The 17,204-nt window shown below is 60.7% G+C and carries 25 protein-coding genes; all 25 read left to right on the plus strand.

The genetic code is table 11. From position 1 onward, the window contains the following. The first annotated feature begins 11 nt into the window (after positions 1–11). Positions 12–608: a hypothetical protein gene (locus EHF44_RS00615; RefSeq protein ID WP_017511120.1), complete on the plus strand. Its 597-nt coding sequence runs from the start codon at positions 12–14 to the stop codon at positions 606–608. A 41-nt stretch (positions 609–649) separates the two neighbouring features. Further along, positions 650–1,225: a hypothetical protein gene (locus EHF44_RS00620; RefSeq protein ID WP_124682102.1), complete on the plus strand. Its 576-nt coding sequence runs from the start codon at positions 650–652 to the stop codon at positions 1,223–1,225. Then, the gene (locus tag EHF44_RS00625) at positions 1,222–2,016 is read left to right on the plus strand and encodes a hypothetical protein (protein WP_017511122.1); all 795 of its coding nucleotides are present in this window, start codon (positions 1,222–1,224) and stop codon (positions 2,014–2,016) included. The genes EHF44_RS00620 and EHF44_RS00625 overlap by 4 nt, the downstream gene beginning before the upstream one ends. A gap of 37 nt (positions 2,017–2,053) precedes the next feature. Next, entirely contained in the window at positions 2,054–2,260 is a 207-nt protein-coding gene (locus tag EHF44_RS28540) for a hypothetical protein (RefSeq protein WP_175582404.1), read from the plus strand. Between the two features lie 53 nt (positions 2,261–2,313). After that, positions 2,314–2,682: a hypothetical protein gene (locus tag EHF44_RS00635; protein WP_011229295.1), complete on the plus strand. Its 369-nt coding sequence runs from the start codon at positions 2,314–2,316 to the stop codon at positions 2,680–2,682. 80 nt (positions 2,683–2,762) lie between these two features. Then, positions 2,763–2,990, plus strand: a complete 228-nt coding sequence (locus EHF44_RS00640) for a hypothetical protein (RefSeq protein ID WP_017511124.1) — start codon at positions 2,763–2,765, stop codon at positions 2,988–2,990. Positions 2,991–3,015: 25 nt separating this feature from the next. After that, a complete protein-coding gene (locus tag EHF44_RS28830; protein ID WP_017511125.1) occupies positions 3,016–3,144 on the plus strand; it encodes a hypothetical protein in 129 nt (42 codons plus the stop codon). 136 nt (positions 3,145–3,280) lie between these two features. Further along, positions 3,281–3,544: a hypothetical protein gene (locus EHF44_RS00645; RefSeq protein WP_011229296.1), complete on the plus strand. Its 264-nt coding sequence runs from the start codon at positions 3,281–3,283 to the stop codon at positions 3,542–3,544. 185 nt (positions 3,545–3,729) lie between these two features. Further along, positions 3,730–3,936 carry a hypothetical protein gene (locus EHF44_RS00650; RefSeq protein WP_017511126.1) on the plus strand — a complete coding sequence of 69 codons (207 nt, stop codon included), beginning with the start codon at positions 3,730–3,732 and terminating at the stop codon, positions 3,934–3,936. 18 nt (positions 3,937–3,954) lie between these two features. Beyond that, positions 3,955–4,386, plus strand: a complete 432-nt coding sequence (locus EHF44_RS00655) for a hypothetical protein (protein ID WP_017511127.1) — start codon at positions 3,955–3,957, stop codon at positions 4,384–4,386. A 50-nt stretch (positions 4,387–4,436) separates the two neighbouring features. Next, on the plus strand, positions 4,437–4,733 hold the full coding sequence (locus EHF44_RS00660) for a hypothetical protein (protein WP_017511128.1): 297 nt from the start codon (positions 4,437–4,439) through the stop codon (positions 4,731–4,733). Between the two features lies 1 nt (position 4,734). Then, a complete protein-coding gene (locus tag EHF44_RS00665; RefSeq protein WP_017511129.1) occupies positions 4,735–4,917 on the plus strand; it encodes a hypothetical protein in 183 nt (60 codons plus the stop codon). 130 nt (positions 4,918–5,047) lie between these two features. Then, entirely contained in the window at positions 5,048–5,353 is a 306-nt protein-coding gene (locus tag EHF44_RS00670) for a hypothetical protein (protein ID WP_017511130.1), read from the plus strand. A gap of 115 nt (positions 5,354–5,468) precedes the next feature. Beyond that, positions 5,469–6,233: a DUF3850 domain-containing protein gene (locus EHF44_RS00675; protein WP_200876318.1), complete on the plus strand. Its 765-nt coding sequence runs from the start codon at positions 5,469–5,471 to the stop codon at positions 6,231–6,233. A 2-nt stretch (positions 6,234–6,235) separates the two neighbouring features. Further along, complete coding sequence (locus EHF44_RS00680; RefSeq protein WP_017511132.1) at positions 6,236–6,907, plus strand: hypothetical protein; 672 nt, start codon at positions 6,236–6,238, stop codon at positions 6,905–6,907. After that, positions 6,904–8,319, plus strand: coding sequence for a hypothetical protein (locus EHF44_RS28590; protein WP_017511133.1), 1,416 nt, complete (start codon positions 6,904–6,906; stop codon positions 8,317–8,319). Before EHF44_RS00680 ends, EHF44_RS28590 begins: the two co-directional genes overlap by 4 nt. A gap of 69 nt (positions 8,320–8,388) precedes the next feature. Further along, a complete protein-coding gene (locus tag EHF44_RS00690) occupies positions 8,389–11,142 on the plus strand; it encodes a hypothetical protein (RefSeq protein ID WP_017511134.1) in 2,754 nt (917 codons plus the stop codon). Between the two features lie 140 nt (positions 11,143–11,282). Then, positions 11,283–11,795: a hypothetical protein gene (locus EHF44_RS28595; protein WP_200876317.1), complete on the plus strand. Its 513-nt coding sequence runs from the start codon at positions 11,283–11,285 to the stop codon at positions 11,793–11,795. Next, complete coding sequence (locus EHF44_RS00700; RefSeq protein WP_017511137.1) at positions 11,792–12,973, plus strand: phage Gp37/Gp68 family protein; 1,182 nt, start codon at positions 11,792–11,794, stop codon at positions 12,971–12,973. The genes EHF44_RS28595 and EHF44_RS00700 overlap by 4 nt, the downstream gene beginning before the upstream one ends. 498 nt (positions 12,974–13,471) lie before the next feature. Further along, positions 13,472–13,897 (plus strand): hypothetical protein, encoded by a 426-nt coding sequence (locus tag EHF44_RS00705; RefSeq protein ID WP_017511139.1) that lies wholly within the window; start codon positions 13,472–13,474, stop codon positions 13,895–13,897. A 19-nt stretch (positions 13,898–13,916) separates the two neighbouring features. Further along, complete coding sequence (locus tag EHF44_RS00710) at positions 13,917–14,198, plus strand: hypothetical protein (protein ID WP_017511140.1); 282 nt, start codon at positions 13,917–13,919, stop codon at positions 14,196–14,198. Positions 14,199–14,232: 34 nt separating this feature from the next. After that, positions 14,233–14,829: a GNAT family N-acetyltransferase gene (locus EHF44_RS00715; RefSeq protein ID WP_017511141.1), complete on the plus strand. Its 597-nt coding sequence runs from the start codon at positions 14,233–14,235 to the stop codon at positions 14,827–14,829. Further along, positions 14,826–15,134 carry a hypothetical protein gene (locus tag EHF44_RS00720; RefSeq protein ID WP_017511142.1) on the plus strand — a complete coding sequence of 103 codons (309 nt, stop codon included), beginning with the start codon at positions 14,826–14,828 and terminating at the stop codon, positions 15,132–15,134. The genes EHF44_RS00715 and EHF44_RS00720 overlap by 4 nt, the downstream gene beginning before the upstream one ends. A 67-nt stretch (positions 15,135–15,201) precedes the next feature. Continuing rightward, positions 15,202–15,903 carry a hypothetical protein gene (locus EHF44_RS00725; RefSeq protein WP_017511143.1) on the plus strand — a complete coding sequence of 234 codons (702 nt, stop codon included), beginning with the start codon at positions 15,202–15,204 and terminating at the stop codon, positions 15,901–15,903. A 69-nt stretch (positions 15,904–15,972) separates the two neighbouring features. Beyond that, entirely contained in the window at positions 15,973–17,142 is a 1,170-nt protein-coding gene (locus tag EHF44_RS00730; RefSeq protein ID WP_011229298.1) for a hypothetical protein, read from the plus strand. Positions 17,143–17,204 lie beyond the last annotated feature (62 nt).

Here is a 17,204-nt window from a genome sequence, read left to right on the forward strand (position 1 = left end):
GGATTCGACGTTTGGTCAAGTCGGAACGGGTTTGGGGGGATTCGATGGAAAGGCTTGATCACGAGCCATCGAGCCGCACGGCGCGGAAGGCGCAACGGCTGCTGTCATTGGGTTTGCCAAGCGACGAGACAGCAGGGCGCCGAGGTGAATCCCGGAGCGCGGCCTGGCCTGTCGAGCCGGACCCCGCCGCGATCGACCTCGCAAAGGGGATTCTCGGTGCCCGATTCGAGGCGGACCACAAAGACCTGAATGCCATGCAGCGGGCCGCGCGAGATGCAGGGCTCGCGTTCGAGCTCACGCTCTTCGGCCCGGATGCAGCGGATGCGAGGTGCGTTGTCACGGAGGTGGCGGCATGGAACCTGCGCATAGCGCCGGCGGCGCGAATCCATCGACGGATTGGCGCCTTGTCGCGGAAGGTGAGCAGATCGGTCGCCGCATCGGTTGCTCGTGTAGACCCGACCACCCTGGGCGGCCGTGGGGCAGCCGGCCGTCAGCGCGATCACAGCCGCGCTGCAGAAGGCCGCGCCATCCTGCGCGGCCAGATCGCCCGGCTTGAGGCCGAACTCACTCGGCGAGCAGCTGAGTCGTCAGCGGACGACCAGCGATGATCGCCCGTATCCAATTCTGCGAGATCAACGGAGAACGAAGCATGCCGCGCACCACCACCGAACGCCCACGCATCGACGCGCTGTACTTCGGCGAACGCCTGGAGCGCGTGCTGTCCGGCATCCACCGTTACACGCCGGCGGAGCTAGCCCGCGAGTTGACCCGCATGGCCATGGTCGCCGCTCCGGACATTGCCGTGAGGGAAATCGAAGAGCGCCGCGCGTCGATCGGTAGCGCCGCAGCGGACGCTCCGCCGACAGAAGCTTGCAGCGAGGACGGCGTGGCCACGACCGAGGCCGCGTGTGCCGATCCGAACGGCACCGCGCTGCGCAAAGCTGTTCTTGCGGGTTTGGTCAAGCTGGGCCACGAAATCGACGATGACCGCGTCACCATCTACCGGGCAAAGGAGGATTCGGGCAACGCGCTTCACCAGGTAACCGAGGCGATCGTGAGTGCGGTGAGCGCCGTTCTCGCTCGAACGGATCTGGTATGCCGGCCGGCGTCCTACGCAAGCCTGTTTGAAATGGACTTCGGCAATGCGGAGATCGTGGCGCTCTCCCGAGACGGGGAAAAGCAGGGCGCCGTACAGGCCGCGGCAGCCGTGGAGGCCGGACGATGAACCACAATCTTTCGCCGAAGCCAGTGCCGGCGATTGCCGTTCTGAGATGGGCACGACAGGCCGGGGACCTGATTCGTCGCGGCTTCATCGCCTGGGTGGCGCTGATGGCTGTGTTCTGCATCGCCGCCAGCCTGGTCCGGACATCCGTCGTGCTGGCCACCGTGTTGTCTTCAATGGCGTTCCTCTTTGGCATTCGCGTCGCTGCACTTGTTGACGACACATCGGAACGCACGATCGGTGAGATGGTGGGCGTGGTAATGGGCGGGTTTGGCGTGACACTGCGCTACGCGGGTGTTGTCGTACTCACGGTGGCCGTACTGAACGCGCTGCCGGCGCTGCTGCTCGGCAACATCACGGCCGCCTTGCGTCCATTCCACAACCCGGGCCTGCAGTCGATCTGGAGCGCCACCGACACGTTCACCGCGATCAACGAAATGTTCGTTCTGCCGATCGCAGGAATGCTGATGTTCCTGTGCTGCTTCATCATGCCGCTCGTGGCGTCGACCTTCCAGTACCACCTGATCAGCTTCTTTGGCGTCAACTGGCGTCAGGCGTACCGAACCGGTCGAGCGGGGCTGCCGCGCATGAACATCGGCGCCATCTTTGGCTTCTACCTGGTTGCCTTTGGACTTCTCGCCCTGACGGTCGCGTTCGCGCCGATCGCGGCGCCGGTAGTCTTCGCTTTCCTTTCCGCCTTCTCGTACGTCGCGTTCCGAGAGATCTATCTCGGAATCGGCACGAATCGGAAGGTCGCCCTGGCCGAGTTGCGTGCCGCGGCTTCCTTTACCTAACAAACAGGAGATCCTCATGCATGCAGGACAAGTCAGTATGTCCAACGGAGTCACCATCGACGTGGTGCAACAGGAAACCGGTGCCGTTTTGCTCGAGTTCGGACGAGCAGGGAACTACACGGGTTTGCTGATGGCGGGCAATACCCGTGACGAGGTCCTCGCCAAGCTGGGTGAGCTCACTGCCTTGGTCGCCGCTCTGCCGCAGACGGCGCAGGCGGAAGAGCCCGCTCTGGCCGGTGCCTGACGGCGGCCGGTCAACCACCAGAATCCAGAAGAGACCGCGCAAGGGAGCGGGCCATGGCCAAAGACGATTTCATCCGCATCAAGTACACCCGCGAAGTCGACGGGCGCAAGAAGCGCAGCTCGGTTTCCGTGGACCCAGACCTCTTCGAGATCTTTGCGAAGATCCGCGGCACTGTTCCGGCAGCTCGCGCAGTGCTGCGTGAATGGGCGGTTGCGGTCGACGCGGACCGCCAGTGGCAGGATGGCCTGGGTGTCGATGGCGGCATCGGCCTTTCTCGCATGGTGCAGAGGCGGATGTTCTCCGAGATCAACACGTTCGTCGACAAGGGCATGGTGGTGATCCAGAAGGAGGATGCGGATCTGCATCCGAACGCCCCGCGTCCGACAAGGAGCGCGGCCCGCCGGCGGAGTGTCTCAGCCTGAGTGAAGCTTATCGGCTTGACAACATTTACCACTCACGTATTATACATACGTGTTATTAATCTATTTTCAGGATTGCGGCGATGAGTGCAGAGTCGGGACGTTCGAAGTTCCCCCAGTTCGTTACCAAGGAAGCTGAGCTTCGCCACAGGGAAGAAGCCTGCATCGCCAGGATCGAGAGCCTGCAACGCAAGCTTGCTGAAGGCAGTGTCATTCCGGTACCGGAGCTGCGCTCGGATCTGGCTACTGCGAAGCGGGAGTTGGCCGAGGTACGTGCGAGCATGGCGGAAGAGGGCATTGCGGCCCTGTAATGCGAGACCTCGAGAGCAATCAACCATGAAAAAGTACGCCATGGAGTTCTATCGCCGAAACTCGGTTGTGCTGCTCGCGTTGGCGGTAACCGTGGCAAGCGTTGTATTGACTATCGGTGCTGCGCATCTGGTCCACACATTCATCCTGACGTGACATGAAACCGCAAGAACTGGCAAAAAATCCGGCAGGACAAGACCAAATTGCACGAGCGCGGGAGCTTTGCGATGGATCTCTAGCATTGACCGCACGGTTGTCTGCGCTACTGAGGACGAAACCGACACGAGGGCAGATGCTCGACTTTCTCGAAGAGTTGAACAAGTCGGCAAAACAAACGGCGTACGAGGAAGGCATCAAGCGCATCTGTGAGGCGGTCGGCATCCTGGAGCCGTCTCCACAAGACAGGCTCATGGCTATGCAAGTAGGCATGCTTCGCGAGCAGAACGAGTTACTGCATCACATTGCAACCGGCGTTGGCGCGATTCCGAAAGACAAGCCACTTAGCTTCACCGGTGCGGTAGGCGCGGCGATTGTTGGCACCCTGCTCACACGCTGAGCCGTGCTCCGTCTGGAATTCTCCTCTCCTTGATAGTGCTCGGCAGCCGCTGAAATGCATGCTGCTAAACAAGGGAAAAGACGGAAGAGTAGGTCGCTGCAAGGTTGCGGTGCGTGGCCCGCGTGAGGCAAACCAACAACGACTGTAGTCCAAGTACACACAATCGACACGTAAGGAATCGCGCAATGGCAACGCACATCGACAACGACACTGCTGACCTCATCAATACTGTCGTGGACTTCGCGGCACAGTCGCGCAAGCAGTATGCGGACAGCAAGGAATGGACGACGACCGATTCGCATGGATGTGAAACCATCCGTGTTCCTGTGGCCCTGCTGAACCGCATTCGCGACCTCGGCATCGCCATCCAAAGCGCAACCTCTCACGCCTAACCATCTGAGTGGCAGAAGATGACCATCGAGATCAACATTTTTGGCGACCCGCCGACGCAGTCGGAGATTGACGGGAACCTCCGTGCAGACAGGAGGAGCCTTACGACCGGAGAGAAGATAGCACTTGGCCCAGGCGTACTAGGCCTTGAGGTTCTGGTCGGTGCGGCCGTCGACGCATTCAATGGTGAGTCCAACCGCATCACCGGGAAGAGCTCTCCGTGGGAAGCCGCTCCGGGCGCCATTGACTGGGACTGGTCCAGATCGATCTTTGCGGAAAGCTACGCAAACAAAGTGCGTGCCATGAAGCGCGATCTGGTGCGATGTGAAGTGACAGCATTGACGCGCCAGTTCAACCTGGAGCAAAAGGCGATCTCTGCTGTGAAGGAAGCCGGGGCGGTCGCGGGAAGCATTGCTGATACGATTCTATCCAGCGTCGTCGGCAAGAAGTGATCACCAGGGGCGGCGCTTAGGCTGAGGGTCTCACCGGAGGGTGCTCAAGCATGGTCAATATCCTGGTTGCCGCTCTGGCAGCCTTTGGCGTTTCGGGCTGCATCGAACTTCCTGATTTCGGGGCGGAATCCGCCGCACGCGAGGTGGCACAGGCCTATATCAGCGAGGTGACCGGCACCGACCCGGTCGCAATCAAGCAAAGTGTCCGGATCGCCGGTAGCAAGGCCTACGTTAGCGCCGAGCACGGCAACGGATTCAAAAGATGCGAGTTGGTTCTCAGACGGACCATCCAAGACAACATGACGGGCTGGCGGGTCGAGCATGCGACTTGCGGCTACGCAACCTGAAATGCCAAAGAGAGAAATAGACATTCAAGACGTGCTCAGGGAGCAATTTGAGTCCGGCGAAGCGGTCCTGGTACTGCAGGCGGAAATGCCTGATGCGGCCCTCTTGTTGGCGATCAGAACAGCCCTTTCGTATGGCGCCGCATTCAAGGTGGTGCCGGGGCAGCAGCTGCGACAGTTGAACTGAGCGCCGGTGATCGCCGGGGCTCGCATACCAGGAGAGCAGTGAGAATAATGGAAATGGCACAACGCGAAGCGGCACCTCACCGTCCGATTAGTTTCGAGCTCGCTCAGCAACCCATGAAGCCGGCATCGTGATGACCGAGATCGAAAAGCGTGCGTGCGAGGCCTTGCACCAGGCATTCTGCCGGCTCCGCCACTTCTCCACGCGGGACCTGAACGAGTTGGGCCGAGAGCACTTGTTCATGGTCGCCGACGCGGCGCACAACATTCCGGATGCGTTGGCGGGGAACGCGTGCCATCGAGCGAATCTGGAGCGAGACGTTTTGGAGCTCGAGGCCCTGCTTGTGGAACCATACGAGATCGCTATCGACAGATACCTTGGTCGAGAGGAAACACGGGTGTCGTTCTTCGAGAGCCTTCGGTCCGCCATTGGATTCTGACTAGCCGCACAGTCCCGATAAACTACCTAAGTCCGCTAACTGATTCCCCTTTCAACGTATGCATACGTGTAATGTAGCGAATAGTGGTCAACAAGCGGCGCCGGTGCAGGGTCCAGTGGATTTGGATGCGACCAGGCGCGATGCCGCCAATCTTCCGCCCGAATGGCAAAGCGGGGTGATTGCCCTGGCGGAAGAACTGGCTGGGGCACGAGCCTTGATCGAGAACTCGAGCAAGGATGCGGTTGACGCTGCCGCGTATCGTCGAATCAATACCCCGGAAGTGGCGCACTTCGTGCACGCTTCGTACAACGAGGCGATGCACCAGCGATTGCGCTGGGGGCCTGCGCACGACATGGCCAAGTCCAATGAGGACTGGTATGCGCTCCTGGGTTACCTCGCCGGCAAGGCGCAACAGCCTGACATCCCGCTCGATAAGCGCCTCCACCATGTCATCGCGACGTCCGCGGCCTGCTTTAACTGGCACGGGGTCCTGACGGGCAGTTGGTCGGACCGTGAAGCCGCCGATGCCCTCGAGCGAGCGCGGACCCAACCCCGAGGCCCCATCCAACACTCCCTGAAATGTGACAGTGAAGTCTTCAACGCCGTTGCGGACGGGCGGAAGACGCATGAGATCCGGTTCGACGACCGTGATTACAGGCTAGGTGACGTACTGCTCCTCAAGGAGACTGTCTACTCCGCTGCGGAAATGCAGACCGGAGCACCGGTGCTCTTCACAGGGCAGGAGATCTGGCGAGTCGTCTCGCACGTGCTGACGGGATACGGCCTTTTCCCGGGTTGGGTTTGCCTCTCCCTTGAGTCCCCGAACACAAAGCGGGCCGCGCTGGGCCCGGACACCGCAGCGAATTCACCGGAGGCTTGAAGATGACCACCATTCAGGAAGATGTCCCACAGAAACTTCTCGCGTTCGAGGTCCACGACGGTGACGATGGCTGGGCGATTCGCTTTGCGAGCACCAATGTCGTTGCTCGGCGGGAAGGCGCCGCAGAAATGGGTACGGACTTCGAGTCGGTCGAGCACTGCAAGCGCTCACCGAAGTTCGACCAGTACGCTCCGGGCCCGGTGCCGGCTTCTGCCCTGATCGAGAACGGCTGGACCATCCAATGCAGCCACTGCGAGCGCGAGGTGGGCCAGCACATGTTCGACGCACTGGCAGACGAGGACCTCGATCCCGACGACTTCGAGATTGTCACGGAGGGGCAACGAGCCTTCTGCTCGCGAACGTGTCAGGCGGAGCACCGCGCGTGGTTCCGCGGCCGTGCCGCCGCAGAATCAGCACTGATCGAGCTCGTACTAGCGAAGTACCCGCAGGCGACGATCAAGCGGGTCCATATCTGCGGTTCCACGCTGGAACCCACCGAGCCTGGCGGTGGAATGCGATGTCTTGCGGAGTTTCTCTTCCCCGGCGCGAAGTACGGCGGCGCAACCTTCGTGTTTGGCGACAAGAGCGTCTATGTCGCTCGCGGTGATGTCGACGCTTTCAATGCCCTCTATGGCAAATCCACGAAGACACAGGGCGAGGAGGTATCAGCATGACCCGAGCACCAGTAGTCGTCGGCTCGTCCGCCGCGATAGCGGCCATTGCGTACGCCGTCAAAGCCGACGAAGGCCTTACGTTCTTGCGCTGCTGGCAGCACGGCGACTTCGACGAAATTCGGGCCGATTGGCCTGATGCCCCTGAAGCGGTGTTCATCGGCGCCGAGGCGTTCTCGCCGGCGACTGCTGGCCGGAGCGATTTGGCCCAGGAGCGATCGGCGTTTGCGGAGCAAGTCATCGCGATTCTGGAGGGTAGCGCATCTGCCTGGGACGAAATGCTGGCCGGCGAACCTGACGAGGTTGTCCGGGATCGGATGCGTGCGCGATCGAATGAGAACCGGGGGAACATCGAGCGCATCCGGATGCTGCTGTCGGAGCCGGGTACTCCGGCGCCGCATAGCAATTGTCCGATACCGGTAGATGCCACGGAAGCCAAAGAGCGCGAGCAGGTGGGATGCGCGCACTACGGGACGGGGGTGTATGCCGCGGGGCTGGCCCGTGCGGCGGACATCGCGGAAAGCACCTGCTCTCAAAGCCGCAACCATCTTTTCCGAAGCGCCGCAAAGATCATCGCCGGGAAGATCCGTGCAGAGTCGCCAGAGCCGGCGCCACGCGCAGGGGACGCCATGCTGCAGGCCTTCAATGCATCGGGCCTCAAGCCGTCGGCGGGGAATCGCAGGGCCTTCCGTGCCGGGTTTGTCGCCGCCGCTCCACCACCAGTCGTTTGGGATGGGCAACCGGCCGAGACTATTCTCTACTGGGCAGAGGCGTACTCCGGAAACGGGTTTGGTGGCGGGCACGGCATGGTCGTCAAGCTCCTGAACGAGTATGCGGATCTATGCGAGCTTGTTGCCGCGTTCGGTGCCTCGATTCGCCTTGCGCCATTCCAATGGCGTGTTCAGCCCTGGATGCTCGAGTGCTTCGGCGCGAAGATCGCCGCGGATCGCGCAGAGCGCAACCATCGCTTCTATGAAGAGGCAACCGAGCTCGTACAAGCCAACGGCATGACATGCAGCGAAGCCCATCAGCTGGTCGACTACACGTTCGGCCGCCCGCCCGGTGAACTGAAACAGGAGATCGGGGGTGTGATGGTGACTCTCGCTGCTCTGTGCCTCGCAAGCGGCGCGGACATGCACCTGGCAGGCGAAACTGAACTGGCCAGGATCTGGACCATCGTCGAGAAGATTCGCGCGAAGCAGGCTGCAAAGCCGAAGCACTCGCCGCTTCCAGAGTACGTCCCAGCCGCGGTCTCGATGGATCGCTCCCTAAGCGATCGCATTTCACAGATCGCAATGGAAGCCGACGCAGCAGCGAACCTCGGTGGCAACCACCACCTAGCAACCACGCTAGGTGATATCAGTGAGCGGCTTCTGATGCTTGTCCATGCGTTGGAAGTACCAGCCAAACAGTAAGCAGCTCCGGGTCAGCATCAACGTGAAGGCGGATCTGGCCCCCACCCACTGCAGGAACCACAGATTGACATGACTGAGACCAGAGACACGCAGGAGGCGCAGCGAGCTATCGATGCCCGCATCGAACGGATGCGGGCCGATTTCGTGCGGCACTATAAGGCAAAAGGCTGGCCGAACTCCTACTTCGTCCCGCACAGCGGTGGGTCGATCGATTTCGGCCGGGCGGAAACGCAGGCCAAATGGGAGGGCTGGCGGGATCACGAGATCTTCGAGTGCTCGGCCTCGCCACATCCTGGCAAGCGCGTGCTGGCGACGTTGACTGAGCTAGTGGGCGCGTTGGACAAAGCCAATATCACCGTCTCCCAGGAAGTTCGCACAGTGATAGCGGAAGCCAGCGCTGCCGCGGCACCTGGCTGGGTGCTGAGCGAAGAAGAGGTCAAAGCGATTGGGCTTTCGCACGGGCTGATCGTGCGTGAGGAAGGGCGCTTATTCGTTGCGGCGTTGGACTTTCCCGGAATGATGGAGGCTATCCGTTCCCTGGTTGCTACGCGGATCTGTGAATCGGATGGGCAAGCAACTTACGAGACCAGGAAGGCGGCAATCGTTCGTGCGCTCCTCACGGAACAGTTGCTTACCCTCCAACAGCACTTGGCTCACATTCCGCACAAGGATGACGGCATCAGGCGCATCAGTCAGAAGGCGGTTCAGGAGATGATCGAGACAGAGATCGAACATGTTGCGCAGCTCCCTGACTTCAAGCTGATCCCGTATCACGAGAACGCGCCCGTCGCGCCAGCGCCGACTGAGGCCGAGATTGCGCAGGCATGGGCAACATACAGCCAGCAGCAACGGATCGGCAAGCCGACGGTCGCCGCATTCGTGCTGGACATGCTGAGGAAGTACCCCGCGCCAGTGCAGACCGAATGCCAGTGCCGCCGTTTGGGTGGATGGGATGGCGAGCATCATCCGTTGTGCGATGCCGCCCCGGCACCCGTCGCACCGGCGAGCGATCCTGCGGCGAATAGCCAGTGTACGCATGGGTATGGCTATTTGTGCGGCAGATGCACTTCTGGCGCCGCCACGGCACCCGCTGCGAAGGCGGATGGCGAGACGATCTACAAGAAGGTCGTTGAGGCTATCAGGCTTGCGGACAACGTGGGCCGGTCACGTGGATCGAACAATTACGCACTGAACCGTCGCGCAGTCGAAAAGCTCGTTGACCTGAAAATGGAGATTGCCGCCATGCTGCAGGCCCACCGGCACCAGAGCGGCGAGGCGGGGGAACACGCTGGCGACACCTATCTATGCAAAGCGTGGGGCGAAACCGATCTACCTGCGGCGGCTATCGTCGTCGGCATGGCTGGCGTGCGCGCTTTCCTGATCTCGGAATGGATCGGGTCTACGGACGCCGCTCAGGACGACGGCACGAATTCGCTGGAGGACGCCCTGCAAGACATGCAAGAGCAATGGGCGCGGGAAGGTGAAGCGTGGGAATGGGCGCTGAGGTTCGAGATTGGCGGCGTTAGCGTGCAGAAGGTCGGATGCGCAGCCCCGGCACCCACTGCGCTGGCGGATCTCAGGGCGGTGTTGGTTGGCGCCATTGTCGAGCATACAGATTCGTCGGAAAGCTGGGCGGAAGGCATTGTTCAGCAGGCGATGCTGGCCGGGCCTTTCGGAGCGCCCGCGGCACGTTTGCCGAGCGGCGCGCCTACGGCGCAGGCGGGAGAACTCGGGCTCAAACGCACCTTCAAACGGTACGACGCGGACGGGAAGGAAGATCCGCACGGGGTGTTTGTGTACTTTCTCGACATGCTCGAAGCAGTCAGCATCGCAACGGCACTTCCCGGAGAACCAGATGTCGCGCTCCTGGCCAGCATGGCAACTTGTCTGAACCACGGCTTTGGAATACTCCCAGCAGAAGCGCAGCGCAATATGCTTTATGACATGCGCAAGCTCTACAACGAGGTGGCGGGCCAAGGCTACTATCGCCCTGAAAGCCGGCAGACTTATACCCGTTGGCTATCCATGGAGATCGACGGCGGAGAGCGCGCGTCGGGCGGAATGGCGGACCTATTCGCATCGCAAGCCATTGCGCCGGAGCCGATCTACCAACTGCGTAGGGCAGACGGCTCATGGATTGACCAGGCCGAGCAGAGCTACCGAAACAACATTCAGTACGCAGCCAACATAGTGCGAATTGTCTATGAGGCCCCCGCAAGCGTCCAGCGCGTGGGTGGCCTCGCTAGTCATCCAGTCGTAGTCAAGCTGATCGAAGTTGCCCGATGTGCGTACCTCGCAATGGACGACTCGGAAGAGCAAGTGGTCGCACAACGGCGTTGTCACGTTGTGGATGCCGGGTCTTTCGATTCTCTGTCCAATGCGCTTGATGCTCTTGACGAACTGCCAGACGACCAACCCGGCCACGCCATGGGCCCCGCTCAAAAAGCAGAGTGGGCGCTGCGCGGGTCGGCGACAGGTGTTCATCAACCCAGCGCTGCGCCGCCGCCGGCGCCCGATCTGGAGGCGCCTGCTTCAGGCGCTGCGCCAGTTGAGCTCAAGGTGACGCCGGCCATGCGCGGCTGGCTTGAGCACATCGGGCGTGGAGGCGAGATCCGGCGCTCTGCCCAGTTTTTCACGGGCCCATACTCGACTCCTGGTCGCGGCGGCTTGACCTATGTGATGGTCGGAAAGCTCGAGGATGCGGGTCTGATCGAATGGGAGCAGGACGAGCCATTGGGGACTATTCAGCACGTTCGTGCTCGCCTGACCGATGCGGGTCGCGCCGCCATTGAAACGAAGAATGCGCGGGGTCGAAATGGCTGACAACAGAGCCGGACATGCCGTTGCAATAGGGGACTCGAACGAGAAGACGCTTCGGGAGTTGCTGCAGCTACACCGCAGCGCGGTGCATCAGGGGGACACCGATCTGTCCAATTCCCGCGATAGCGGAGATGGAGGCTGTCTTGTCCACGTTTGAGAGCTTTGATTGCCCGGAGTGCGGAGGCAAGGAAACAGTCAAGATCATGCCGACTGCCGGCGGGCGCGGTACCGGCGAAGCCACCTCTTACGCGGCGAATTGCGCTGCGTGCAACCGCACGCTGGCGGAGGAACTGCCATCGAACTCCGATGGCAAACGGGCAACCGCCACGCGCGAGCTCAAGCGCATCCTTGCCAGGTGGCCAGAAGAAAAGGCCGGCCGGCCGCGCGTTATGAGGACGCCGCCAGTTGTGTCCATGCCGTCGGGTGCTGACGATCGCCAACGCCCCCAGGAGAGCGCAATGATCAAACTTGCGGACAACACCTTCAAAGAACGTGACTTGCTGGAGCGCGCGATGCGCAATCTGCGGGCGATCGCGCCGCGGCGAGGCGAGATACGTTGGGTGTTGGTGCATCAGCTTTTCAGCACGGGTAGCACGGTCTCAGCAGCGATCTGCCGCGAGTTTGGTTACGACCCAGACGAGAAGGTGAAGCCATGAGCAAGGGTAGCAAGATCGAGTGGACGGACCATACATTCAATGCCTGGCTCGGTTGCGAGCCTGTCAGCCCTGGCTGCGATCATTGCTACGCGGAAGTATCGACGCCAGTTCGCGTGCTGGGCGTGAAGTTTGGCACGAGGCAGCCGCGTCACCGGACATCCGCTGAGAATTGGAAGCAGCCCCTGCGCTGGGAACGAGAGCACGCGCAGTTCTATGAAGAGCACGGGCGCCGGCAGCGGGTGTTCAGCGCGAGTCTTTCAGATTGGCTAGACAATGCAGTGCCGATCGAATGGCTGGTGGATCTGCTTGACCTGGTGCGCAGGACGCCCAGTCTAGATTGGCTCCTGCTGACCAAGCGCATCGGCAACTTCAAGAAGCGGCTGGCAGAAGCCAGCGACTACGTTTGGAACAGCGGCGCCGGCGCTATCGCTGACGCGGGTTCATTGCGCGAGTGGATCGATGCATGGCGTACCGGACCCCCCCCTGAGAACGTCTTCGTCGGTGCCACCATTGTCAATCAGGCAGAAGCGGATCGCGACATCTCGAAGTTGCTCGAGGTGCCGGCATACGTCCGGTTCCTTTCGATGGAGCCGCTACTAGCCCCAGTCGATATCAGTGACTTCCTGACCCCGAGCTATCCGAACTGCGAAACCGGATTCGCCCAAGGCGAACGGATGGAGGTCGGGTATTGCGGCACGTGCGCCGGCCACGTCAGCGACCCGATTCACAACCCAGCGATGCGTGACTTCGTCGACTGGGTGATCGTTGGCTGCGAGAGCGGGCCCTACGCAAGGCCAGCGCACCCGGATTGGGTAAGGAGCTTGAGGGACCAATGCGTAGCCGCCGGCGTCGCCTTCCTGTTTAAGCAGTGGGGTGAATGGTTGCCGTGGGATCATTTCAACGCTGCGCGAATCGACGACAGTTTGGAGAGCACGCGATACGCCACGATGGAATGGAAGGGCGATCGCTGGGAAGACGTCGGACACCCCATCTGGTCTGATTCTGTCGACGGCATAATTGATGACAGGCACTGTATGGGGCGCGTCGGGAAGAAGGCCGCGGGTCGCTTGCTCGACGGGAAACTCTACGACGGATTCCCGGTCGCAGGCGCACAACGAGTGCGACGTTCGTCGGCGCTGACCACTGGCGCGGCCGTGAGTTGCCTTGGATACGCATAACGCGTATTGATAAACACACTGTTTGCTTGTTATAGTCAAGTCACGCGCGGTTTTTGGTGTTGCATTGGTCGCTGCCGATATGTGTGGGTTTGAAGTCGTTCAAGATCCCCGGCTTTTGGCCGTTTACCGGCATTGGGGCATACCAGAGACTGCGAAGGACGGCCTTGGGGGCGTCGCATGGTGGGCAGGCGTGGTTGCGGAAGTCGCTGCCGTGATTCGGGCGAATAACGTGTCAGCCGCCGTCCAGGCAGTCCTGTTGTGGCACGCGGATCAGAGGTTGGCGAGACAGCGAGGGCAGCGACCTCGCGCGTTCGACGTGCCGCCCGAAACTCTCAAGGTGCGCGGTGTGTTCTGGAGGAACCTGCTCAATGGGAGCTTCCTGATGTTCATCGTAGGCTCTATTCCCTGCTGCATTGGGTTGTTCTTCATCAAGTTCGAGAACAGCCCGAAGCGATAGCGATATCGCGGGCGGCCGGGCATTTAAGGAGGAAACTTCGGATGAATCAAGTAACTGGTAGTGCGACGTCGCCAACGAAGTCGGTGTTTGATGCCTTTGGGGCGATTGGCTGTGGCCTATATGTCGGCGGCGTCGTTGCCGTCACGCTCTATTTCCTTCAGGAAGGCGGGATTCGCCTAACAGACGGGCTTCCGGTTGCTGCAGTCGTCGCAGCGGCAGTAGCCGCTCTGTTGACGTTGGTCCGATGCGTGCTAACGGGCTTTTATGTGCCGTTGGCCTTGATTGGCGTCTTCGTTCTCGGCTTTGGTGCTATCACGAAGATATCAGCCAACCTGCCTGATCCCACCGCCGGCGCTTTTGGCGCAGTTCAACTACGAATCGATGGCGCAATGCCGTGGGTGTTTTTTGGTATCTGCATGATCGCCTTGGCGCTGGCGTGTTTGACGCCTCGGCAGGATCGTAACTAGAGCTCTGGGGAGGGAGGATATGGATCGCGCATACGAAATCTGGAAAGCTTACGCAATGTCGGTTGTTGCGGTGGTGTTTGCCTACCTGGACAAGACAGATGATTGGGGTTGGCCCCCCGTCTTAGCTGTGGCCCTTCCATTGCTTCCTCTTCTCGCTGTCGACTGGTTTGTGTCCCGCTGGGTCTCACTGGGTTTGTTCTTGCCCGTTGGCCTGCCCATTGGATGGTTCGTTGGTTCTCTGTTCTGCGCCTATTTTGCAAGCGAGCAGGGATCGAACCGTGAAGTGAAGCGGCAGAGGTGAAGCGCACTGCCGACCGACCCCGTGAGGAGATGTCTTGACCATATGGGACTGGTTTTTCCCCGCGCGAAGGAAGCGCACGAGGGAAGGGTTGCCTTCGATCGATGTCTCCACCACGGCTGACTTCTATAAGGTCTTCACTTCACCGAACCCTGTTCTGAGTGCGGCGATCCACAACATAGCCGGCGACCAGGTTGGCACGGCCAGATACTCCATCTCGCCGCTGTCGGACCGCGTCTATGTCTTCGACATCAGAATTGCTCCACACCATCAGCGGCATGGCTATGGGACCGCAATGCTCTGCTACCTCGCAAAGGAGTATGGCCAGCCGATTACCCCCATCCACGAAGTTGAGAGCGCCAACGAGTTCTGGGGCGCCGCCCGTCGCTACAGGGGAGCCGGCCTTTCCGTAACCGAAGATATCTCGATCAGCGAGATGGCACTCGAGGCGACGCGTTGGCAGCATCTCGCGCCCATCGCAGAGTGCCTGGACAAACTGATCACTAGACGGCTGAGTGTCGATCGCGAACCCTGGCATGTTGCCGTTGGTCGCGGGTTTGGCGCGGAGGACAACGGCGACGCCGCTACTTCTGGGCCGGCGATATCGGACGATTCGAATACTGTGAGAACATGAGCAAACAAGAGAAGTTCTACGACTGGCTCTCGACTGGGGAGCCACCACCCATCAATAGGCGCGTCTACGAGGCAGCCAAGCTGCCGTTTGCATACTTGGCGCAGTTCCTGTGGTGGGTCTCTTCCCCTTGGCGCCGAGCTCTTCCACTGGCGCTCGCGGGCGTTGCTCTCCTCTGTGGCTTTTTGATCCTGATGGGGGATGAAACCATTACTTGGGGCGACTTCGGGACGGTCGCTACCGTCGCAACAGTTGTTCTGGGCGTAGTCGTCGTGATTCTCGACGTGCTGAGGGCAATATTCGAGTAACGCTCCGCACTTCACTCCTATTGGGACGTTTTCAATGAGCACAAGCCGGGCTACTCGCCGAGATCCTATGGCAGACGTCATGCCACTCGAGCTTCTGGAAGTGGCGCATCTGCTGATCAGTAGAGGTCAGAATGAACTCTACTGGGAAAGAGTTCCCCTCCCGAAGCGACCGGTCGGCCAGGTCCGCTACGAAGTGGCTCGCCAGGCAGCGACCTTTGTTGTGCCATTGGTAGGTCTAACCTGCGCCGCGCAGATCTACGGGGCAACTGGCTTGCTGCTTGGGCTGCCGCTTGCATGGCTAGGCGGCTACTTCTTGGATCTGCAACTCAAGTCTGCGATTGGGAAGAAGAAGATTCGTGATGACATGATTGACGCTGGCCGCTACAAGGCGGTGGGCTGGCTGGCTGCGCAGATGGGTATGCGCCCAGACGAGATCACACTGGCGACGATCCGGAAGATGAACAAGGATTACGTCATTGTTAAGGCGCGTATGGACCTGGAGTTGGCTCGCCGCGAGGAAGCCCGCAAGGCCGCTCACGTACGGCAGTCGCCGTCCTCCGATGATGTGCATCATGATTACACTCCGGGGGTAGTCGCTGCCGCCGGATTGGGTGCGGCAACCGCCTACACGTCAGTAGACGAAGATGACGACTACTATGATCGAGGCCAATCCTACTCGCCGGCCGTGAACCCTGCTAACGGGATGCCGATGGTTGCTGGCACCTATGTGGACGTCAACGGCAATATGTTTGGAACTGACACGTTCTGACGCCGGGATATTTTGGACTTCGCGGAGCGCGCAGCCCGCGGAGAAGAGGGCGCCCGAACCGGAGCACGCATGCGTCGCCATAGCCTGACCCTCACGCTGGCAAAGATCCTATTCAAGGACGGGCCCGTGAAGTTCTTCCAGCTCGTCTACATCCTCGGCCGTTCGAAGCTACGGCGGACCTATGATTCCCACACACGGCGCTTTCTCCAAGCCGGCCACGCCGCGTTACTCGCCGCGGGTGTGATAGTGCTGTGGCTCGCTGTGCGAGATCCATCCCTGATCGATGCGAGGTCTACGGCCGGCCGGATCTTCTGCGGAGCGATCGGCATGGCTTTTACCCTGAGCGGTGCGACGTGGTTTCTCATGCCGGCATTTCAACGAGCGACGCTGCTGGGGGAGGTGACGGCCGGCACGTTGTACGGGATGCTCCTCGCCGGTGTCACGTGGTTGGGTTGGGAGCGTGCGGCGGCGCTCTACCAGGCCAATCCTGTAGCGTTAGTCGCTGGAGTACTCGTCGTCGCGGCGCTTGTGCTGGCGTTTGCCCATCCGCTCTCGCTCTTTCTGCGTTTCCGATTGCTGCGGCTGCGCACCAATCACTATGCGTTCGAGACCCCATATCACCAGATGCTCGCTTCGCGCCCAGCTAGAGGGCAGTACAGAGGCGTGGCAATTCATGAGGCTGGCCATGCTCTGATGTACAGCTTGGGCGATCGGGTGCCAGAGGACGCGATCGCCTATATTGACTTCGACACCATCTCGCCGAACCTGGGGCAGGTTTCGCTGCCAACTCTGAAGGAGGGTGATATCAGCATGGCCATGCTGGAGTGGAAAATGCATACATACCTCGCTGGAATGGTAGCGGAGGTTTTGCGTGCAGGGACTCACGGCATGGGCGTGTCCGGAGACCTCGAGGGCTGGAGTGAGCTAGTTGGCCCATACCTCTTGTTGCGCACCGATGTTGTGTACTTCGCCAATCCAAGTACCGAGCTGGAGATCGAGTCCAACAAGAGGGAGGTTGCAGCGTTGAAGAAACACATGCTGGCAGTGCTCACACGCTTTATGCGGGCAAACTGGCATGTCGTCGAGCGGATCGCTGACTGCCTTGAGGAGGTGGACTGCCTTGATCACCAGCAGTTGGCTGGCCTGATTTCTGGCGTGGTGCGCACGGGCGGGCTGCCGACGCCAGTTTGGCCAGACCACATGGATGGCACGCCGCTGCGCCAGATCCCGGGCGCTTGACGTCGGGCATAAAAAAACCGCCAACGCATAGCGCCGGCGGTTTCTGTGGGTTAGAAATCAGT

The organism is Cupriavidus pauculus (assembly GCF_003854935.1).
Classification (GTDB): domain Bacteria; phylum Pseudomonadota; class Gammaproteobacteria; order Burkholderiales; family Burkholderiaceae; genus Cupriavidus; species Cupriavidus pauculus_C.